The organism is Pseudomonas brassicacearum, from assembly GCF_918698105.1.
In the GTDB taxonomy this organism is placed as follows: Bacteria; Pseudomonadota; Gammaproteobacteria; order Pseudomonadales; family Pseudomonadaceae; genus Aquipseudomonas; species Aquipseudomonas brassicacearum_F.
In genome coordinates this window covers 14,860-36,543 of the sequence record NZ_CAKKMI010000020.1, presented here as the reverse complement: position 1 = coordinate 36,543, position 21,684 = coordinate 14,860, and the positions used below count along the sequence as shown (strand labels likewise).

Genomic DNA, 21,684 nt, shown 5'->3' with positions numbered 1-21,684 from the left:
GCCCGGAGCAAGCTCGCTCCCACAAAGTCTTGCGGCGATCACAAGCCACAGTCACCCAAAACAACTGTGGGAGCGGGCTTGCTCCGGGCGGCGATTCGACGATGACGGTCTGGCAGTCAACCTCCCCGTCGACTGTCAGACCTCTTCGCGAGCAAACCCGCTCCCACATGGGTTGTGGCTATCTGTAGCGGTAGAAATCAGCTTCCGGCCAATGCCAGGCGCTCACGGGTGGATGAGGACTTGCTCACCGTCTCCGCCTGCTCGAGTTGCATGCAACGTTCCAGGAACAGGTACATGTAGTCATAGCTCTTGCATACGGCTTGGCGCAGCTCCGTTTGCAGGGCTTTGCTCGGGTTCATCCCCGCCAGCGTACAGATGATTTCCAGGGCTTCCCATGGATGGGCATCGTCGTACTGGGCATGCATCTTCAGCCATTTCATGGCGCGCTTGCGGTCTTCCTCGGCGAAAGCGGCCGCATAGACACCGCTGGAACACACCAGCGCCGACCACTCGCCTGTGGCCCCCTCAATGGCATAGTTGGTCGCGGCAATGGCCACGATCAGCGAATCCGAGGAACTGGTGTGCCAGCACCAGTGGCTCAAGGCATGCAGCTCTGGCGGCACCTGCTGGGCTTGCAGGTCTTCCAGGGTCACGCCATGGGCGGCACTCCAGTTGACCCAGTAGTCGGCATGGTTGAGTTCGACACGAATGTTGCGCATCAGCCAGCGACGCGCCATGTCCTCGCCGGGGTGGCGGGCAAAGCGGGTCTTGGTGAGGTTCTGTGCCATGTATAAAGCGAACTGTTCGACGACCGGCCAACCACCAATGAGGTAGTGGCGCATGGTCTTGGCGCTGAGCTTGTTGTCGCGCATGCGCTGGTACAGTTCGTGTTCGACAACCCGGCGCTTGCTCTCGCTGCAATCGGTAATGAGCTGCTGTGCCCATTTCGGATAGCTCGTGGCGTCCATGAGCGGGCCTGTTCGGTTGAATGTGTCGATCACTGTCGGGCTCCTTTTGATTGTGATTTTCTCGGATCAACAAGAGGTTCAGCGGAACGTGCCGGGGGCCTTGAATAACAGCGGCTGGGGCCGGGCCGGCCGACATTGCAACGTGTCGCAGGTAAACAATTGCGGGCGTTCGATCACATACCCCTGAGCGTAGTCCACCCCTATTTCAAGCAATGCCTGCTCAATCTGGGCGGTTTCAACGAACTCGGCAATCGTACGCTTACCCATGACGTGGCCGATGTGATTGATCACTTCGACCATTGCGCGGTTAATCGGGTCGTCCAGCATATCCTTTACGAAACTCCCGTCGATCTTCAGGAAGTCTACAGGTAAATGTTTCAGGTAAGCGAATGAAGACATTCCGGCGCAAAAATCATCCAGCGAGAAATAGCATCCTAAGCCCTTGAGTTCATTGATAAAGCGGATCGCACTGCCCAAATTCGAAATAGCGCTGGTTTCTGTAATTTCAAAACAAATCATTTCTGGCGGAATCGAATAAGCCGCGAACTGTTTACGCAGGAAGTCGAGGAACGCCTGATCTCCGATAGTTGTGCCTGACAGATTGATCGCACACATCGCCATGGGCCCCTGGCTGGAATCATTCAGGCACTGGCGGATGATCTTGAAGACATTTTCCACCACCCAACGGTCCAGGGAGGTCATCAGGCCATAGCGTTCCGCCGCGGGAATGAAACTGTCCGGCAGGATCATCCGCCCGGCTTCGTCATGCAGGCGCAGCAGGATTTCAATGTGCCCGCCGCCATGGTCGCCCGGCCCCAGCGCGGCGATTTCCTGGGCGTAGAGGCAGAAGCGGTTTTCCTCCAGGGCCATGTGCAGGCGCTGGACCCAGGCCATCTCGCCAAAGCGCAGGGACAGCTCCGAGTCGTCGGCATGATAGACCTGAACCCGGTTGCGCCCCTTTTCCTTGGCCATGTAGCAGGCCATGTCGGCAGCCCGCAGGGACGCCTCGAGGGTCGTCGGCGTCTGGGCGATATGCACCAGGCCGATACTCACGGTGGTCACGAACGGCCGGCCCTTCCAGACAAAGTGCAGGTTCTGCACGGTCTGGCGCAGCCCTTCGGCAATCTTTTCCGCCGCTTCCGGTGAACAGTTCTCCAGCAAGATCCCGAACTCATCCCCGCCCAGCCGCGCCAGGGTGTCGTTTTCTCGCAGCCCTGATTGCAGCAAGGCGCAGATGTGACGCAACAATTCGTCACCGGCTGCATGGCCGCAGGTGTCGTTGACCAGCTTGAACTGGTCCAGGTCGAGAAACATCAAGGCATGGCGCCCGACCTGGCGAGTGAGGTTGTGCAAGGCCTGTTCGAGGCGATACTCGAATTCCCGGCGGTTCGCCAGGCCGGTCAGGGCATCATGGGTGGCCTGCCACGACAGGTTGGCGATGTATTGGCGTTCCTGGGTCATGTCATGCAACACCAGTACGGCGCCGCTGACCTTGCCCGCATGACGGATTGGCGCGCCCACCAGGGTGACCGACACGGTGCTGCCATCCAGGCGCTGGATCAACTTCGAATGTTCACTGGCACCGCTGAGCCGGCCGCTGAGAATGTGCTCGATCAGGGTCAGCCCCTCGCTCTGGGCATTGTCATCGAGCAAATTGAACAGCGCGGCCAGGGGCAAGCCCGTGGCGTGTTCAGCCTTCCAGTGGGTCATCGCTTCGGCAGCGGGGTTCATGTAGGCGATGGCACCCTCGACGTCGGTAGTGATGACCCCATCGCCAATGGATTGCAGGGTGATCTGCGCTCGCTCTTTCTCCACCTGCAGCGCATTGGCGAACACTTGCCGCTGGGTCAGCAATTTATGGGTGCGCAACAACGCCAGGACGATCAATCCCAGGGCGGTGGCGAAATTGGTCACCAGCAAGAGCCGCAGGATGAAACGCGAGCCCTCGCCCAGTGCGTCGCTGAATGCCTTGGCAGCCGGGGTGACGGAATCGTTGATCGCAAAGATCTGCGCTTTCCAGCCGCGGATATCCACCTCCGACGCCTGGCCGGCGGTAATGCTGCTGTGCATCTGGCGAGCGACGTTATCCAGCTCGATCAGGTAGCCGTCACCTACCGTCCAGAGATCGATGGCCTCTTCCAGGTAACTGAAGTGGCGAAAATTGAGGTACAACCAGATCACGCTGGACACGTCATCCGGATGGTTGCCACCTTGGAGAATCCCGGCCCGTGCTGCTTCGAGATCCGGCGGTTCGCGGTCCAGTGCCACCCGCAGTTCATGGCCGCCCTCAGGTACGGCAATGGCTTGCTGGTATTTGCGGAAAATCGCCTCGTCACGGCTGTCGGCGTAGAGATTGAGGTAATAGATGGCGTCTTTCTGGCCCTTGGACCAGAGACTCTCCCCCGCCACATAGCCGCGAACGGCGGACAGCACATAAAGGCTGACGCCGCCAAGCAATGCCTGAAATAGCACGACGGCGATGAAGGGCCAGACGATGCCCAGCAGCCGTGGTGTTCCGAGAGTCTGCTTTTGCTTCATGAGGTCCCTTGCACAGGTATTGCCGGATGAACACCCGCCAGAATTCCGCTCCTGACTCAGTAGCCTAGGCTAGTTTTCAACCCTTCGAATGAATGGATGAACAGATCGACAGACTTTGCGTGGAATTCAGAAAAATCGGCGTGTTTGCCCGCTTTTTTTTCGATACTAAGCGCAGAAAAGCGCTAGAAACTCAAGGCTGCTGAATCTGTTGCAAATGACCATAGAGTCGGGCGTACAGGCCACCTTCGGCAATCAGCTGCAAATGGTCGCCGTCTTCGGCGATTTGCCCACCGTCGAATACCAATACCCGATCGGCCTGCTTCACCGCCGAGAGCCGGTGGGCGATGATCAGCGTGGTGCGTGCGCTCAAAAAACGCGCCAGTGCCTGGTGAAGGTTGTACTCGGTCGCAGCGTCCAGTGCCGAGGTGGCTTCGTCGAGAATCACCACCCGCGGGTCGGCCAATACCATACGGGCGATGGCCAGCCGTTGACGCTGTCCGCCCGACAGCCGCACCCCGGAACGCCCTACTACGCTATCCAGGCCCTGTGGCAGCGCCCGCACCGTAGCGTCGAGCTGGGCGATTTCCAGAGCCCGCCAGCAGTCGTCGTCACTGCACTCACGGCCCATGGCGAGGTTGGCCCGCACCGTGTCGTTGAACAGCGCCGGATGTTGCAACACCACTGCAACATTCTCCCGGATGGTCTCCAGGCCGATCTCCTGTTGCGTGGCGCCACCGAAACGAATGCTGCCCGATTGCGGCGTGTACAGCCCCAGCAACAACTGCACCAGGGTGCTCTTGCCACCGCCGCTGGCGCCGACGATGGCGACTTTCTCGCCCGGCGTGATGGACAGGTTCAACTGGTTGAGCACCAGCTCCTCGCCGTAACCGAAACTCAACCCCTGAATCTCGATGCCCACGGTGTCCCGGCCCTTGAACGGATCGACGACGCCCGTGTACTGAGGCTCGTCAGCCCGGGCCAGCAGCTCATTGATCCGGTTCAAGGCACCGCCGGCGGCGTAATAGGCGTACTGCAAGTTCAACAGTTGCTCGACCGGACCGATCATGAACCAGAGGTAGCTGAACACCGCCAGCATCTGGCCGATGGACAGGTCGGAAAACACCACGGTAAGCATGGCCGCCGCGCGAAAAATATCGATGCCGAACTGGAACAGCAAACCACTGGCGCGGTTCGAGGCATCGGTTTTCCACTGCGAACTCACGGCGTAATCGCGGACTTCCTTGGCGCGCATTCCCAAGCGGCCAAGGAAATAACCCTGGCGGTTACCGGCGCGCACTTCCTGGATGGCATCCAGGGTTTCGGTCAAGGCCTGGGTGAAACGCGAGGTGCTGTCGTTCTCCAGTTTCTTGAGGTGCTTGACCCGCTTGCCCAACTGCACCGTGGCGTAGATCACCAACGGATTGAACAGCAGGATCAGCAGCGCCAGCTCCCAGTGCATCCACACCAGGATCCCGGCGGTGCCCACCAGGGTCAGCATCGCCACCAGGAAACGGCTGAGGGTTTCGCCGATGAATTTGTCCAGGGTATCCAGGTCGGTGACCAGGTGGGCCGCCACGGTGCCGCTGCCCAGGCTTTCGTACTCGCCCAGGGAAATGCGCTTGAGACGTTCGATCAAGCGGATGCGAATGCGATAGACGATGTCTTTGGCCAGGCGGGCGAACAAGCGCGCCTGCAACACGTTGAACAGCAGGGCGCCACAGCGCAGGGCCAGGGTCACCAGCAACATCAGCCCGATGTAGCCGGCCGCGCGCTGCCAGCCCATGGGCAACGCCTGGTTCATGACTTTCAGGGCCGCATCGCCATGCCCCAGCAGGACTTCATCCACCAGCAACGGCAACAGCAACGGGATCGGCACGCTGCACAGCGTCGCCAGGACGGCCACGCCGTTGGCGATCCACAGGGCTTTTTTATGCTTGAGGGCCAGGCGACGGATTTCCGCCCAACTCAACCGGTCGATGCGCTGCGAGGCCGATGTATCTGGCGGCCGGTCAGGCACAGGTCGCGCGCTCCAGCCAGCGGCCAAGCAAAGGCGAGAGTTGGCTCAGGGGTTGGTAACCGTTGGTCAGCAGGGCCAACTGGCCATCACGTTCGGCCAACAGTGTGGGGAACCCGGCAATGCCCAAGTCCTGCACCCAGGTGAAGTCCGCAGCGGTGGCCGCATGTTGGTCGGCGCGATCGAAGGCCGCGGCGAATTCGATACGCGGCAGCCCGGCCTGTTCGGCCAGCTCTACCAGGACGCTGGCGTGGGTCACGTCGCGGCCTTGCACATAAAAAGCCTGCTGGATCAGCTTCACCAACTGCCAGGCCAGGTCCGGCGCCAGGCTGCGGGCCGTCACCAGTGCCCGGCAGGCAGGCTCGGTGTCGTAGACGAAACCATCCGGCAACGCCCCTTCCAGCTTGAAGGGCTGGCCCGTGGCCTGGGTAACGGCCTGCCAGTGCTCAAGAATGTAGCGCCGGGTGGTCGGCTCCAGCGCCGAACCGCTGCCGGTGCGCAAACCACCCACCACCAGGTGCAACTCCACCCCCGCGGCCTGCGCCTGCTCTACCAACGCCTCGGCCACTGGCGCAAAGCCCCAGCACCAGGAACACATCGGGTCCATCACATAGAGCAGGCGTGACGCCATGATTCAAGCCTCGGAAGATGTTTGCTTGTAGTTGTAGCCGATCGGGTGCGGCATGTTGCGAGCCTTGGCCAACTCGATCTGCTTCTGTCGGTCGATGGCGCTGCGACGGGTCTTCTCGCTCAGTTTATCCCAGCAGTGCGGGCAACTGATGCCCGGCACATAGTGCTCCGAGGCGCGGTCTTCTACGCTTACCGGGGTACGACAGGCGTGACATTGATCGTAGTCCCCTTCGCTGAGGTCGTGGCGGACGGTGACGCGGTTGTCGAACACGAAGCAGTCGCCGCGCCACTTGGTTTCTTCCTGAGGGACCTCTTCGAGGTATTTCAGGATGCCGCCCTTGAGGTGATAGACCTCGTCGAAACCCTGGCCGAGCATGTAGCTTGAGGCTTTTTCACAACGAATGCCGCCGGTGCAGAACATCGCGACTTTCTTGTGCCTGGCCGGGTCGAAGTTGGCCTTGATGTACTCAGGGAACTCACGAAAGCTGGTGGTCTTGGGGTCGATGGCGCCTTCGAAGGTGCCGATGGACACTTCGTAATCGTTACGGGTGTCGATCAACAGCACTTCCGGATCGCTGATCAGCGCGTTCCAGTCCTGCGGTTCGACATAAGTGCCGACCTGCTTGTTAGGGTCCACGCCTTCGACGCCGAGGGTGACGATTTCTTTCTTGAGCTTGACCTTGGTGCGGTAGAACGGCTGTTCATCGCAGTACGACTCTTTATGGTCGATGTCGATCATGCGCGGATCGTTCTTGAGCCAGGCCAGCAGGCCGTCGATGCCTTCGCGAGTGCCGGAGACCGTGCCGTTGATGCCTTCTTCGGCAATCAGCAAGGTGCCTTTGATGCCGTTGTCGAGCATGGCCTTGAGCAAGGGCTCACGCAGCTCGACATAATCTTCAAGGGTGACGAACTTATACAGTGCCGCCACGACAATGGGTTGTGCCATGGGTGTTTCTCCAGGTGGCTACCCTCGTAAAGGGTGAACCGGATGCGAAAAAAAAACGCGCCGGGTAAGCGGCGCGTTGCGGATTCTAACAAAACAATGTGGCTTTAGGAGGAGCCTTTGTGGCGAGGGAGCTTGCTCCCGCTGGGTTGCGCAGCAGCCCCAAAACCTGATTGGGATCAGCCTGACACGACGCTGATTGGTTTGGGGGCCGCTTCGCAGCCCAGCGGGAGCAAGCTCCCTCGCCACAAAAACTTCTTCACCCAAAAACAGGTTGCCCACTTAGTGCTTGCTGCCACCAGCACAGGTCGGCGAAGCCGGGGCCGCGTCGATCTGCGCCCATTCTTCGGGGGTGTAGGTGTGCAGCGCCAACGCATGGAACTCACCCATCAGTTCGCCCAGCGTGCCGTAGACCTTCTGGTGACGCTTGACGCGATTGAGCCCTTCGAACTGCTGGCTGACCACCACGGCCTTGAAGTGGGTCTGCAGGCCACGGCTGTGCATGTGGCTTTCATCCAGCACTTGCAAATGCTCGGGCTGCAAGAGCCCGAGTGTCGATTCGATGCGTTGTTGCATGCTCATACCAGGCTCCGCTTACGGCTTTTTCTTGGCAGGGGCGGCAGCTTTTGGCTCGAGCTCGGCCGTCATGTCCGCCAGCAGTTTGTTGACCACCGGGACCGCGCTTTCAAGCTTGGCCTGGGTCAGCTGGGCCGATTGCTGGGTCAACTGCGGCATTTTCTCGAGGACTTTCTTGCCCAGTGGCGATTGATAGAAAGCGACCAGGTCCTTGAGCTCCGACTCGCTGAAGTTGCTGGTGTAGAGCTTGACCATGTCCGGCTTGAGCTTGTTCCAGCCGATGGCTTGGTCCAGCGCGGCATTGGCCTTGGCCTGGTAGGTTTCCAGGGTGGCTTTTTTCGACTCAGGGGCCTTGGTCTGTTCAAAGCGCTGGGCAAACATCTGCTGCACTTGCATGTATACCGGAGTGCCCAGTTTGTCAGCGTGCGCCAGGGTCAGGAACGCTTCGGCGCTGGCGTTGTGGCTGGCGGTATCGGCGAAAACAGGGCCGCTGGCACACACCAGAGCAACTGCGGTACAGATGGCACGAAGACGGGTCATCGAGTTTCCTTTCATTACAGGCGAGGTAAAACCCCAAGGGCGACCATTCTGCGCCTAAAAAACGCCGGGCCTCAACCCCGATGCTTGCCAGGTCCGATTGACGGGTCGAACCCACCGTTCCTGGATTGAGGGATGATTGAGGGAACCGGTGGCGCCCATCTGGGCCTAAACTGCGCATTCAGCCCTTAAGGAGTTTGACCCGATGAGCCGTATCGAAACCGACAGCCTTGGCCAGGTTGAAGTCCCGGACGACGCCTACTGGGGCGCTCAGACGCAGCGTTCCATGATCAACTTTGCCATTGGCAATGAACGCATGCCGCTGTCGGTGTTGCACGCCTTGGCACTGATCAAGAAAGCCGCCGCGCGGGTCAATGATCGCAATGGCGACCTCCCCGCCGACATCGCTCGCCTGATCGAACAGGCCGCCGACGAAGTGCTGGCCGGCCAGCATGACGACCAGTTTCCACTGGTGGTCTGGCAGACCGGCAGCGGCACCCAGAGCAACATGAACGTCAACGAGGTGATCGCCGGGCGCGCCAACGAACTGGCCGGCAACCCCCGCGGCGGCAAGAGCCCGGTGCACCCCAATGACCACGTCAACCGCTCGCAGAGTTCCAACGACTGCTTCCCCACCGCGATGCACATTGCCGCCGCCCAGGCCGTCCACCAGCAATTGCTCCCGGCCATCAACGAACTGTCCGGCGGCCTGGCGGAACTGGCGGCGCGCCACATGAAACTGGTCAAGACCGGCCGTACCCACATGATGGATGCCACGCCAATCACCTTTGGCCAGGAACTGTCGGCATTCATTGCCCAACTCGATTACGCCGAACGGGCGATCCGTGCCGCGCTACCGGCGGTCTGCGAACTGGCCCAGGGCGGCACGGCGGTCGGCACCGGGCTCAATTCCCCCCATGGTTTCGGCGAAGCGATTGCCGCTGAACTCGCGGCGCTGTCGGGCCTGCCGTTCGTCACCGCGCCGAACAAGTTCGCCGCGCTGGCCGGCCATGAACCCCTGACGTCCTTGTCCGGCGCACTGAAAACCCTTGCCGTGACCTTGATGAAAATTGCCAACGACCTGCGCCTGCTGGGCTCCGGACCACGGGCGGGGTTTGCCGAGGTGAAGCTGCCGGCCAACGAACCGGGCAGTTCCATCATGCCCGGCAAGGTCAACCCGACCCAGTGCGAAGCCTTGTCCATGCTGGCCTGCCAGGTCATGGGCAACGACGTGACCATCGGTTTTGCCGCCAGCCAGGGCCATTTGCAGTTGAACGTGTTCAAACCGGTGATCATCCACAACCTGCTGCAATCGATTCGCCTGCTGGCCGATGGCTGCAGCAACTTCCAGCAGCACTGCATCGCCGGGCTCGAACCGGATGCCGTGCAAATGGCCGCGCACCTGGAGCGTGGGTTGATGCTGGTGACGGCGCTGAACCCGCACATCGGCTACGACAAGTCTGCAGAAATCGCCAAGAAAGCCTACGGCGAAGGGCTGACCCTGCGTGAGGCGGCGTTGCAGCTGGGGTACCTGACCGATGAAGAGTTCGATGCCTGGGTGCGGCCGGAAAATATGCTGGAGGCCGGTAGCCAGGGCTGAGTCTTGCGTTGATCGATAGGCCGCCATCGCGAGCAGGCTCGCTCCCACAAGGGGCTAACGCCCCACGCGTCGGGCCCTGAGCCCGGCGATCAGCGACGGGCCCAGGGCAACCAGCGCCGAGCCCAGCACCACCAGCACCGCCCCGCCATACCCCAGCAGATTGATCTGCTCGGCATGGACATAATCAGGCCACCACCAGGCTGCCATCGCCACTGCGGCGAACGTCACCAGCGGCGTGATCGCCAGGGTCGCGCTGACCCGCGACGCCTCCCAATGGGCCAAGGCCTCGGCAAACGCACCATAGGCAATCAGCGTGTTGAGGCAACATGCAAGCAACAGCCAGCCTTGCAACGGGCTCAACTGCAGTGCCTCCAACGGATGCACCCAAGGCGTGAGCAGCAACGCGCAGAACAGGTAGATCACCATCATCACCTGCAACGAATTCCACACCGTCAACAATTGCTTCTGGCCCAGGGCATAAAATGTCCAGACCGTCGACGCCAGCAACACCATCAGCACCCCGGCGGTGTAGTCACTCAGGGACGTCAGCAACTCGCCCAGGCGCTGGTTGAAAAACAGCGTAAAACCGATAAGCAGCACCAGCAGGCCGATGCCCTGCCCCACGCTGAAGTGCTCCTTGAACACGAACAGGCTGGCGACCAGCAACATGATCGGCCCCATCTGCACCACCAGTTGCGCGGTGCCGGGGCTCAAGCGGTTCAGGCCCATCAGGTACAGCACATAGTTGCCCACCAACCCGAGCACCGCCATCGCCACCAGCCAGCCGCCGCGTGGGCCCAGGACCTTGTGACTCGGCAGGCGCCGGGTGCTGGCCAAATAGATGAACAGCAACCCGCCGGACACCAGCAAGCGAAACCAGGTCACGGTGACCGGGTCCATCACTTGCAGCACTTGCTTGAGCTTGATCGGCAGGATTCCCCAGAGCAGGGCAGTCAACAGGGCAAGGAACAGGCCGTAGACCCAGCGACCGGACGATATGTGCATGCAACCCTCGAAGCTCCAGACATGAACAGCCATTCTAGGCGTCTATGGCGCCACGACACAGGGACAGTTGGGCAGAGGCCGCCCATGGGATTGTATGGGTCGTAGCCGTCGATCGGCTGGACAGGCGGGAATCAGGGACAACACATATGCTCATTTGAAACAGACCTCGCTGCACTCTGGAGACCCGACATGCTTGGAAAACGCGCCTTGGATCCTGCCCCTACGACTATTTTTCGCAGTGACCGGATCTGCCGGGTTAACGGCGAGTTTTATTTCAATACACGCGAGGGCACCCAGGAGGGTCCATTCGCCACCCGCGAAGCGGCAGAAGCTGAGATAGCAGCATATATCCAGCGGATGCAGCGGCTGACTCAGGTTGCCAGCTAAGTCAAACCCATGGCGGCGCCGCGCTCCTGTGGCGAGGGAGCTTGCTCCCGCTGGGTCGCGAAGCGGCCCCCCTGCCCATCAACAAACACATCAACCGGTAGGCGCCTGCTGCGCAGCCGAGCGGGAGCAAGCTCCCTCGCCACAAAAGCTCCATGGTCACAAAAGCCGCTAGTTCCTGAAGCTCGTGGTTATCTCACCGCCTCAAACACCCCCGTAGCCCCCATCCCGCCGCCCACGCACATGGTCACGATGCCGTAGCGCAGGTTGCGTCGTTGCAGCTCGCGCACCAGGTGCCCCACTTGCCGCGAGCCGGTCATGCCGAACGGGTGGCCGATGGAGATCGAGCCGCCGTTGACGTTGTATTTCTCGGGATCGATTTCCAGCCGGATGCGGCTGTACAGGCACTGGGAAGCAAACGCCTCGTTGAGTTCCCACAGGTCGATATCGGCGATCTGCAAGCCCTTGGCCTTGAGCAGCTTGGGCACCGAAAACACCGGGCCGATGCCCATCTCGTCCGGCTCGCAACCGGCCACGGTGAAGCCGCGGAAAAACGCCTTGGGCTTGAGCCCCAGCGCCAGCGCTTTTTCCAGGCTCATCACCAAGGTCATCGAGGCCCCGTCGGACAACTGCGACGAGTTGCCCGCCGTCACCGAACCGTCTTCGGCAAACACCGGTTTCAGCCCGGCCAGGCTTTCATAGGTGGTGTCCGGGCGATTGCAATCGTCGCGATCGACCACACCGTCGAGCACCTGCACAGCGCCAGTATTCTTGTCCTCGACCCGGTACTTGACCGCCATCGGGATGATTTCGTCATCGAACAACCCGGCCGCCTGGGCCTCGGCGGTGCGCTGCTGGCTCTGCAAGGCGTAGCGGTCCTGCTCCTCGCGGCTGACCTGGTAACGGCGGGCGACGATCTCGGCCGTCTGGCCCATGGGGAAATAGATCCCGGGCACCTGCTCCTTGAGCAGCGGGTTGATCAGGTTGTCGGTATTGACGCTTTTCATCGTCAGGCTGATGGATTCCACGCCGCCCGCCACGATGATGTCGCTGCAACCGGAAGCGATCTGGTTGGCGGCGATGGCAATGGCTTGCAGGCCCGAGGAACAGAAGCGGTTGAGGGTCATGCCGGCGGTGCCGGTGCCCAATCGCGAGAGCACCGCCACGTTGCGCCCGATGTTGTAGCCCTGGGCGCCTTCATTGGACCCGGCCCCGACGATGCAGTCCTCGACACTGGCCGGGTCGATGTCGTTGCGCGCCAGCAAGGCATCGACACAATGGGCCGCCATGTCGTCTGGACGGGTCATGTTGAACTTGCCGCGAAAAGACTTGGCCAGGCCGGTCCGTACGCTGTCGACGATCACCACTTCACGCATGGCTGTACCTCATTGTTGTAGTCGGTTGAGAGTGAATCGAGCATAAATCCACTGCATAACCGACCGCGACAATCATTCACCCCGCGTATGCGCACCCATCGCCCTAGCCCTTCTTTTCCTTGCGAGCTTGCCTGGCGCTCCGCTCGAAAGCCGCCTCCAGCGCCTGGTTGAGGGTGCGCAACACCTTGACCCGCGCCCAGCGCTTGTCATTGGCTTCCACCAACGTCCAAGGGGAAATCTCGGTGCTGGTGCGGTCGACCATGTCACACACCGCGGCCCGGTAAGCGTCCCACTTGTCGCGGTTGCGCCAGTCGTCCTCGGTGATCTTGAAGCGCTTGAACGGAATGTCTTCGCGCTCCTGGAAACGCTCCAGCTGGGTTTGCTTGTCGATGGCCAGCCAGAACTTGACCACCACCACGCCGGCATCGGCAATCTGCTCTTCGAAATCGTTGATTTCTCCGTAGGCCCGCAGCCAGTCGGCCTGGCTGCAAAACCCTTCGACCCGCTCCACCAGCACCCGGCCGTACCAGGAGCGGTCGAACATGGTGAACTTGCCGCGGGCGGGAATATGCCGCCAGAACCGCCACATGTAGGGGTGGGCGCGCTCTTCTTCAGTGGGCGCGGCAATCGGCACGATGCTGTATTGGCGCGGGTCCAGGGCCGCCGTGACCCGCCGGATCGCCCCGCCCTTGCCCGCCGCGTCATTGCCTTCGAACACCGCCACCAAGGCATGCCGGCGCATGCGTTTGTCCCGCAGCAGACCGGAGAACCGCGCCTGCTCGGTGATCAGTTGTTCTTCGTAATCGGCCTTGTCCAGGCGCAGGGTCATGTTCAGGCTGTCGAGCAGCGTGACCTGTCCGTCCAGCGCGGGCAGCGGCGCCACGCTGACCTTTTGCGGCCTGACCTTCGGCCGGTCCAGGGCCTGGCGCAAGCCGTCGAGCAAAATCCGTCCGACAGTGAGGCTGCGATAACAGCTGTCCATGCCTTCGATCACATGCCACGGCGCGTAATCGCGGCTGGTGCGGCGCAACACGCGCTCGCCGTATTTGACGAATTTGTCGTAGGTCTGGGATTGCTGCCAGTCCAGCGGGCTGATGCGCCAGCTGTGCAGCGGGTCATCCTTGAGCCCCTTGAGCCGGGCCTTCATCTGTTTCTTGGACAGGTGGAACCAGAACTTGAAGATCAGCGCACCTTCGTCACAGAGCATTTTTTCCAGGCGCTCGGCACCGGCAATCGCCTGGTCGAGCCGCGGGTCCTTGAACTCGCCATGGACCCGGCCTTGCAGCATCTGGCTGTACCAATTGCCGAAGAAAATCCCCATGCGCCCCTTGGCCGGCAGCATCCGCCAATAGCGCCACGCCGGAGGTCGCGCCAGTTCCTCGTCGGTCTGCTGGTCGAAGGTACGCACTTCGATCAGCCGTGGGTCCATCCACTCGTTGAGCAACTTCACCGTCTCGCCCTTGCCCGCACCTTCGATGCCGTTGATCAACACGATGACCGGAAACCGGCCCTGCTGCTGCAACTCGAACTGCGCTTCCAGCAGTGCTTCACGCAGGGCCGGCACCTCGGCCTCAAAGGTGTCTTTATCGATGACGTGACCGATTTCAGCGGATTCGAACATGGGCAGCTCCTTCCAGGGATTGGGGCAAGACTAGCGGATTGGATGCGGCGCTGTGCAGCAGATTCCATCCAGATGCGCGCTCTGTTGCGATGGGTCAAGCATGCCGATACCGATCGGCTAGAATGGCCGCTCAGTTTTGACCGAGCCAGCCATGACGCCCATCCAGCAACACGCCCAACTCGACTGGGATGATCAGGGTCGCCCGCGTTCGCGGGTGTTCGACGATGTGTATTTTTCCGACCAGTCGGGGCTGGAAGAAACCCGTTATGTGTTCCTTGAGCAGAACAACCTGGCCGAGCGTTTCGCGGCCCTGGCCGATGACGGGCGGCTGGTGATCGGCGAAACCGGATTTGGCACCGGCCTGAATTTCCTCTGCGCCTGGCAACTGTTCGAGCAGTGCGCACCGGCAGGCGCCCGGCTGCATTTCGTCAGTGTCGAGAAGTACCCCTTGAGCCCCGAGGACCTGCGCCGGGCCCTGGCCCTGTGGCCGCAACTGAGCCTTCAGGCGGCGCAATTGCTTGAGCAGTACGTGGCGATCCACCAGGGTTTCCAACGCCTGGTCTTGGCGAACGGACGGGTGACGCTGACCCTGTTGATCGGCGATGCCCTGGAGCAATTGCCGCAGCTGGACGGGCAGATCGACGCCTGGTTCCTCGACGGTTTCGCGCCGGCCCGAAACCCCGAGATGTGGACCGCCGAGCTGTTCGCCGAACTGGCCCGGCTGGCTGCACCCGGCGCCACCCTCAGCACCTTCACCAGCACCGGTTGGGTCCGGCGATTGCTGAACGCGGCGGGCTTCAAGATGAAGCGCACGCCGGGCATCGGCCATAAGTGGGAAATCCTGCGCGGTGTGTTTCTCGGCTGGCCGGAGCAGACACCCATGCCGTCTCCGGCAAAACCCTGGTACGCCCGCCCCATGCCGCACACCGGCGAACGCCGGGCACTGGTGATCGGCGGCGGCCTGGCCGGCTGTGCCAGCGCCGCCAGCCTCGCCGCGCGTGGCTGGCAGGTGACGCTGCTGGAGCGTCATGCCGGGTTGGCCGAGGAAGCTTCCGGCAACCCCCAGGGCGTGCTGTACCTCAAGCTGTCGGCCCATGGCACGGCGTTGTCGCAGATGATCCTCAGCGGCTTCGGCTACACCCGCCGCGTGCTGGAGCAGTTGCAACGCGGCGTTGACTGGGACGCCTGCGGCGTCTTGCAACTGGCCTTCACCAGCAAGGAAGCCGAGCGTCAGGCGCAACTGGCCGAGGCGTTCCCAAGGGATTTGCTGCACCCCCTCGATCAGTCCGAGGCCCAGGCCCGCTCCGGCATCGGCCTGGCCTGTGGTGGTCTGTTTTATCCCGAGGGCGGCTGGGTGCATCCGCCGGCGTTGTGTCGCTGGCAAGCCTCGGGGCCGGCGATTGACGTCCAGCCCCATCATGACGTGCTGCACCTGCGCCGCGTGGACGGTCAGTGGCAGGCGTGGGACGGCGAACGCTGCGTGGCCAGTGCGCCGGTAGCGATCCTGGCCAGCGCTGCCGAAATCAAACGTTTCGAACCGGCCGCCGACTTGCCGCTCAAGCGCATTCGCGGGCAAATCACCCGGTTGCCGCAAACCGCCCGCAGCCAGAGCCTGGCGACCGTGGTTTGCGCCGAAGGTTATGTGGCCCCGCCGCGGCTGGGCGAGCACACCCTGGGCGCCAGTTTCGACTTCAACAGCGACGACCTGACGCCCACCGCCGCCGAGCACGCCGGCAACCTGCAGATGCTCGAAGAAATCTCCCTGGACCTCGTGGACCGTCTGAACGCTGGCAGCCTGGACCCGGAACGCCTAGAAGGCCGCGCGGCGTTCCGTTGCACCAGCCCGGATTACCTGCCGATTGTCGGCCCATTAGCGGACCGCCAGGCCTTTACCGAAGCCTATGCGGCCCTGGGCAAGGACGCCCGCCAAGTGCCGGACGCCCCCTGCCCGTGGCTCGATGGCCTGTACATCAACAGTGGCCACGGTTCCCGAGGCTTGATCACCGCGCCCCTGTCGGGCGAACTGATCGCCGCCTGGCTGGACAACGAACCCCTGCCACTGCCCCGCAGCGTGGCCGAGGCCGGCCACCCGAACCGGTTCGCGTTGCGGGCCTTGATTCGGGGCAAGGCCTGACACAGATGGATGGCTCACCACAAATCCTGTGGGAGCTGAGCTTGCTCGCGATAGCGGTGGATCAGTTGGCATCTGAGTTGACTGACCCACTGCTATCGCGAGCAAGCTCGCTCCCACAGGTTCGTCTTATCCCGTGAGGCATGGGGCAACCCCCTACCCGCCGGCTTATAACGCATCGATCTAAAACTCACAGCAATCCCTCCGGTCAGTTTCAGGGTACCCGCCCTTTTGGCGGGTGCGGCTTGACCCCTCCCCAACGGAAAAACCGGTAAGGACTTATGTGCGGATTAGCTGGAGAGTTACGTTTCGATCAACAACCTGCGGACCTTGCGGCCGTAGAGCGAATCACCCATCACCTGGCCCCTCGCGGCCCCGACGCCTGGGGCTTTCATAGCCAAGGGCCAATTGCCCTGGGCCATCGGCGCCTGAAAATCATGGACCTGTCGGACGGCTCGGCCCAGCCGATGATCGACAATCAGTTGGGCCTGTCCCTGGCCTTCAACGGCGCGATCTACAACTACCCGGAACTGCGCAGCGAACTCGAAGGCCTGGGCTACACCTTCTATTCCGGCGGCGACACCGAAGTGCTGCTCAAGGGCTATCACGCCTGGGGCGAAGCGCTGCTGCCCAAGCTCAACGGCATGTTCGCCTTCGCCATCTGGGAACGCGATGCCAAACGGCTGTTTATCGCCCGTGACCGCCTCGGCGTCAAGCCGCTGTACCTGTCGCGCACCGGCCAACGGCTACGTTTCGCTTCGGCATTGCCGGCACTGCTCAAGGGCGGCGATATCAACCCGATGCTCGACCCGGTGGCCCTCAACCATTACCTGAATTTCCACGCGGTGGTCCCGGCGCCCCGCACCTTGCTGGCGGGTGTGGAAAAACTGCCGCCCGCCACCTGGATGCGCATCGAAGCCGACGGCAGCACCGAGCAGAAAACCTGGTGGACCCTGCCCTACGGCCCGCGGGCCGATGAACAGCACCTGAACCTGGAAGACTGGATCGACCGCGTGCTCGACAGCACCCGTGAAGCGGTCGCCATTCGCCAGCGCGCCGCCGTGGATGTCGGCGTGCTGCTTTCCGGTGGCGTGGATTCGAGCATGCTCGTGGGCCTGCTGCGGGAAGTCGGCGTGGAAGACCTGTCGACCTTCTCTATCGGTTTCCAGGATGCCGGCGGCGAGCGCGGTGACGAATTCCAGTATTCGGACCTGATCGCCAAGCACTACGGCACCCGCCACCACCAACTGCGCATCGACGAAAAAGAGATCATCGAGCAACTGCCGGCAGCGTTCCGTGCCATGAGCGAACCGATGGTCAGCCACGACTGCATCGCCTTCTACTTGCTGTCGCGGGAAGTGGCCAAGCACTGCAAAGTGGTGCAAAGCGGCCAGGGCGCCGACGAGCTGTTCGCCGGTTACCACTGGTACCCGCAGGTCGATGGCGCCAGCGATCCGTACGCGGCCTATCGCGCCGCGTTCTTCGACCGCAGCTACGAAGAATATGCCGCCACCGTGCAGCCCAAATGGTTGACGGCCAATGACGCGGCCGGTGACTTCGTCAAAGAACATTTCGCCCAGCCCGGGGCCGATGCGGCGGTGGACAAGGCCCTGCGCCTGGACAGCACCGTGATGTTGGTGGACGACCCGGTCAAGCGTGTCGACAACATGACCATGGCCTGGGGCCTGGAAGCGCGCACGCCCTTCCTGGACTACCGCCTGGTGGAACTCTCGGCCCGGGTCCCAGCGAAGTTCAAGCTGCCCGATGGCGGCAAGCAGGTGCTCAAGGAAGCCGCCCGACGGGTGATCCCCAGCGAGGTGATCGACCGCAAGAAAGGCTACTTCCCGGTGCCAGGCCTCAAGCATCTGGAAGGCAATACCCTGGCCTGGGTCCGCGAGCTGCTGCTGGATCCGAGCCAGGATCGCGGCCTGTTCAACCCGGCCATGCTCGACCGCCTGCTGACCGACCCCAACGGCCAACTCACGCCGTTGCGCGGCTCGCGGCTGTGGCAACTGGCGGCGCTGAACCTGTGGCTCAGCGAGCAAGGAATCTGATCGATGAAACCTCACGCAACCGTTCACAACCAACGCCTCTTACGCGGCCAGGCGCCCTCCTACGAACGCCTGCAGGCACGCCTGGCCGAAGATGGCAGCGAATTGGGCGCCGACCCGATCGCTGTGCATTGCGGCTGGGGCCGACTGTTGATCGGCCATACCTTCCCGGACCCGGCAAGCCTGGCCCAGGAACTGCTCAACGAACAACCCGGCGAACGCGACATTGCCCTGTACGTGGCCGCGCCCCAGCAAGTGCTGGGGCTGGAACCGGCACAACTGTTCCTCGACCCGTCCGACACCTTGCGCCTGTGGTTCAGCGACTATCGCCAGGCCACGCGGGTATTTCGCGGCTTTCGGATTCGCCGGGCCCAAGGCGAGACCGACTGGCAGGCCATCAACCAGCTCTACCAGGCCCGGGGCATGTTGCCCATCGACCCGTTGCGCCTGACCCCGCGCCATGAGGGTGGCCCGGTCTACTGGCTGGCCGAAGATGACGACACCGGTGCGGTGATCGGCAGCGTCATGGGCCTGAATCACCAGAAGGCCTTCAACGACCCGGAAAACGGCAGCAGCCTCTGGTGCCTGGCCGTGGACCCGCAATGTCCGCGGCCCGGTGTTGGCGAAGTGCTGGTGCGTCACCTCATCGAGCATTTCATGAGCCGTGGCTTGAGTTACCTCGACCTGTCGGTGCTGCATGACAATCGCCTGGCGAAAAACCTCTACGCCAAACTCGGCTTTCGCAATCTCTCGACCTTCGCCATCAAACGCAAGAACGGCATCAACCAGCCGTTGTTCCTGGGGCCAGGCCCCGAAGCGCAGTTCAATCCTTATGCGCGGATCATTGTCGAAGAGGCTCACCGTCGAGGCATTGACGTGCAGGTGGACGATGCCGAGGCCGGCTTGTTCACCCTGGTCCACGGCAGCCGCCGGGTGCGATGCCGCGAATCCCTGAGCGACCTGACCAGCGCCATCAGCATGACCTTATGCCAGAACAAAAGCCTGACCCACAAAGTGCTGAAGAACGCCGGCCTGAACCTGCCGGCCCAACAGTTGGCAGGCAATGCCGATGACAACCTGGCGTTCCTCGACGAGCACGAACGGGTGGTGGTCAAGCCGCTGGACGGCGAACAGGGCCAAGGCGTGGCGGTGGACCTGCGCACCATCGAGGAGGTGCAGGGTGCCATCGAAGCGGCCCGGCAGTTCGACAGCCGAGTCTTGCTGGAAAGTTTCCACGAAGGGTTGGACCTGCGCATCCTGGTGATCGGCTTTGAAGTGGTGGCGGCGGCGATCCGGCGCCCGGCGGAGGTGATCGGCGATGGCCGGCACACCATCGGTGCGTTGATCGAAGCCCAGAGCCGTCGACGCCAAGCCGCCACGGGCGGCGAAAGCAAAATCCCGATGGATGCCGAGACCTTGCGCACGCTCAGCGCGGCGGGGTTCGACTACGACAGCGTGCTGCCCGCCGGGGAGCATCTGTTCGTACGGCGTACGGCGAACCTTCATACCGGCGGCGTGCTGGAGGATGTCACCGCCATCCTGCATCCGACCCTTGTCGATGCGGCGGTGCGCGCCGCACGGGCGCTGGACATCCCCATGGTCGGCCTCGACCTCCTGGTGCCGGCGGCCGATCAACCCGAGTACGTGTTCATCGAAGCCAACGAACGCGCAGGCCTGGCCAACCACGAACCACAACCCACCGCCGAGCGCTTTGTGGACTTGTTGTTTCCCCATAGCCAGACGGTGGCCTAGCAGAGGTGTAGTGCCTGAACAGACGCCATCGCGAGCAAGCTCGCTCCCACATGGGTTTCTAGTGTTTATACATTCTGTGTTCATCGTAGGATCTCTGTGGGAGCGAGCTTGCTCGCGATGAGGCCAGTTCAGGCAGCGCCATCCAACAGTCGGACACACTCATCGAAACCATCGATGCGCTCAACCCATCAGGAGTTTCCATGATCAGTAAAATTCCCGAACCGGATCTCGAATACCTGCAGAAAGTCCTGCTGGAGATGCTCGCCATCCCCAGCCCGACCGGTTTTACCGACACCATCGTGCGCTACGTCGCCGAGCGGCTCGAAGAGCTGGGTATCGCTTTTGAAATGACCCGCCGTGGCACCATCCGCGCCACGCTCAAGGGCCGCAAGAGCAGCCCCGACCGGGCCGTGTCGGCGCACCTGGATACCATCGGTGCCTCGGTGCGGGCCATCAAGGACAACGGCCGCCTGACCCTGGCGCCGGTGGGTTGCTGGTCCAGCCGGTTTGCCGAAGGCAGCCGGGTCAGCCTGTTCACCGACACCGGGGTGATTCGCGGCAGCGTGCTGCCGTTGATGGCGTCCGGGCACGCATTCAACACCGCCGTGGATGAAATGCCCATCAGTTGGGACCACATCGAGCTACGCCTGGATGCCTATTGCGCCACCCGCGCCGATTGCGAAACCCTGGGGGTGGGCATCGGCGATTACGTCGCCTTCGATCCCCTGCCTGAATTCACCGAAAGCGGCCACATCAGCGCCCGGCACCTGGACGACAAGGCCGGGGTCGCGGCGCTGCTGGCGGCGCTCAAGGCGATTGTCGACAGCGGCGAAGAACTGCTGATCGATTGTCACCCACTGTTCACCATCACCGAGGAAACCGGCAGCGGTGCGGCGGCGGCACTGCCCTGGGACGTCAGCGAATTCGTCGGCATCGACATCGCGCCTGTCGCGCCAGGCCAGCATTCCAGCGAACATACAGTCAGCGTGGCGATGCAGGACTCCGGAGGCCCCTACGACTATCACCTGTCGCGGCACTTGCTGAAACTGGCCAAGGAGAACGAGGTGCCGGCACGCCGCGACCTGTTCCGCTATTACTTCAGCGACGCTCATTCGGCCATCACCGCCGGCCACGATATCCGCACCGCCCTGCTCGCCTTCGGCTGCGACGCCACCCATGGCTACGAGCGCACCCACATCGACAGCCTCGCCGCCCTCAGCCGCCTACTCGGCGCCTACATCCTCAGCCCGCCGGTGTTCGCCAGCGACGCGCAACCAGCCCAAGGCTCACTGGACCGCTTCAGTCATCAGATCGAACACGATACACAGATGGAAAGTGATACCCGGGTGCCGTCGGTGGACAGCCTGATTGGGCAGCGCTCCGATAACTGACCCAACATTTCACTGTCTGGGCTATTGCCATCGCGAGCAAGCTCGCTCCCACAAGGTGCTCCATTGTGGGAGCGAGCTTGCTCGCGATGAGGCCAGGACAGGCTCCACAAAACCCAAGGCTAGCCGCAAAAGCCCATTGGCCGTAGCATCGCCCCTATTGTCTAGCC

16 protein-coding genes are annotated in these 21,684 nt (G+C 62.3%); 6 read left to right on the top strand and 10 right to left on the bottom strand.

What is annotated here, in order from left to right; genetic code table 11:
- Positions 1–197: 197 nt before the first annotated feature.
- The 7 genes from LQ215_RS10440 to LQ215_RS10410 form a co-directional block, all read right to left on the bottom strand.
- Positions 198–968: a TenA family transcriptional regulator gene (locus tag LQ215_RS10440; protein WP_436839568.1), complete on the bottom strand. Its 771-nt coding sequence runs from the start codon at positions 966–968 to the stop codon at positions 198–200.
- A gap of 78 nt (positions 969–1,046) precedes the next feature.
- Positions 1,047–3,506 (bottom strand): EAL domain-containing protein, encoded by a 2,460-nt coding sequence (locus LQ215_RS10435; RefSeq protein WP_230149485.1) that lies wholly within the window; start codon positions 3,504–3,506, stop codon positions 1,047–1,049.
- Positions 3,507–3,696: 190 nt separating this feature from the next.
- Positions 3,697–5,523 carry an ABC transporter ATP-binding protein gene (locus LQ215_RS10430; protein ID WP_230149483.1) on the bottom strand — a complete coding sequence of 609 codons (1,827 nt, stop codon included), beginning with the start codon at positions 5,521–5,523 and terminating at the stop codon, positions 3,697–3,699.
- A complete protein-coding gene (locus LQ215_RS10425) occupies positions 5,516–6,118 on the bottom strand; it encodes a DsbA family protein (RefSeq protein ID WP_230149542.1) in 603 nt (200 codons plus the stop codon). Before LQ215_RS10425 ends, LQ215_RS10430 begins: the two co-directional genes overlap by 8 nt.
- A gap of 36 nt (positions 6,119–6,154) precedes the next feature.
- Positions 6,155–7,096, bottom strand: a complete 942-nt coding sequence (trhO, locus tag LQ215_RS10420; protein ID WP_003199207.1) for an oxygen-dependent tRNA uridine(34) hydroxylase TrhO — start codon at positions 7,094–7,096, stop codon at positions 6,155–6,157.
- Positions 7,097–7,375: 279 nt separating this feature from the next.
- Positions 7,376–7,675: a BolA family protein gene (locus LQ215_RS10415; RefSeq protein WP_014337210.1), complete on the bottom strand. Its 300-nt coding sequence runs from the start codon at positions 7,673–7,675 to the stop codon at positions 7,376–7,378.
- A gap of 12 nt (positions 7,676–7,687) precedes the next feature.
- Complete coding sequence (locus LQ215_RS10410; RefSeq protein ID WP_042732949.1) at positions 7,688–8,209, bottom strand: DUF2059 domain-containing protein; 522 nt, start codon at positions 8,207–8,209, stop codon at positions 7,688–7,690.
- A gap of 202 nt (positions 8,210–8,411) precedes the next feature.
- On the opposite strand from LQ215_RS10410, the gene LQ215_RS10405 reads away from it, so the two are divergent.
- A complete protein-coding gene (locus LQ215_RS10405) occupies positions 8,412–9,806 on the top strand; it encodes a class II fumarate hydratase (RefSeq protein WP_230149476.1) in 1,395 nt (464 codons plus the stop codon).
- A gap of 54 nt (positions 9,807–9,860) precedes the next feature.
- Here LQ215_RS10405 and LQ215_RS10400 read toward each other — a convergent pair whose 3' ends face one another.
- Entirely contained in the window at positions 9,861–10,811 is a 951-nt protein-coding gene (locus tag LQ215_RS10400; protein ID WP_230149474.1) for a DMT family transporter, read from the bottom strand.
- 189 nt (positions 10,812–11,000) lie between these two features.
- On the opposite strand from LQ215_RS10400, the gene LQ215_RS10395 reads away from it, so the two are divergent.
- On the top strand, positions 11,001–11,198 hold the full coding sequence (locus tag LQ215_RS10395) for a DUF6316 family protein (protein WP_230149472.1): 198 nt from the start codon (positions 11,001–11,003) through the stop codon (positions 11,196–11,198).
- Between the two features lie 188 nt (positions 11,199–11,386).
- Here LQ215_RS10395 and LQ215_RS10390 read toward each other — a convergent pair whose 3' ends face one another.
- On the bottom strand, positions 11,387–12,571 hold the full coding sequence (locus tag LQ215_RS10390) for a thiolase family protein (RefSeq protein WP_230149470.1): 1,185 nt from the start codon (positions 12,569–12,571) through the stop codon (positions 11,387–11,389).
- A gap of 103 nt (positions 12,572–12,674) precedes the next feature.
- A complete protein-coding gene (gene pap / locus LQ215_RS10385; protein ID WP_230149468.1) occupies positions 12,675–14,192 on the bottom strand; it encodes a polyphosphate:AMP phosphotransferase in 1,518 nt (505 codons plus the stop codon).
- 151 nt (positions 14,193–14,343) lie between these two features.
- Between pap and mnmC the strand changes: the two genes are divergently transcribed.
- From mnmC to LQ215_RS10365, 4 genes are all read left to right on the top strand, one after another.
- Positions 14,344–16,326, top strand: coding sequence for a bifunctional tRNA (5-methylaminomethyl-2-thiouridine)(34)-methyltransferase MnmD/FAD-dependent 5-carboxymethylaminomethyl-2-thiouridine(34) oxidoreductase MnmC (gene mnmC, locus LQ215_RS10380; protein ID WP_230149466.1), 1,983 nt, complete (start codon positions 14,344–14,346; stop codon positions 16,324–16,326).
- Positions 16,327–16,604: 278 nt separating this feature from the next.
- On the top strand, positions 16,605–18,377 hold the full coding sequence (locus tag LQ215_RS10375) for an N-acetylglutaminylglutamine amidotransferase (protein ID WP_230149464.1): 1,773 nt from the start codon (positions 16,605–16,607) through the stop codon (positions 18,375–18,377).
- A gap of 3 nt (positions 18,378–18,380) precedes the next feature.
- Positions 18,381–20,126 (top strand): N-acetylglutaminylglutamine synthetase, encoded by a 1,746-nt coding sequence (ngg, locus tag LQ215_RS10370; protein ID WP_230149462.1) that lies wholly within the window; start codon positions 18,381–18,383, stop codon positions 20,124–20,126.
- Between the two features lie 200 nt (positions 20,127–20,326).
- On the top strand, positions 20,327–21,517 hold the full coding sequence (locus LQ215_RS10365) for an osmoprotectant NAGGN system M42 family peptidase (RefSeq protein WP_436839567.1): 1,191 nt from the start codon (positions 20,327–20,329) through the stop codon (positions 21,515–21,517).
- The last annotated feature ends 167 nt before the right edge of the window (positions 21,518–21,684 follow it).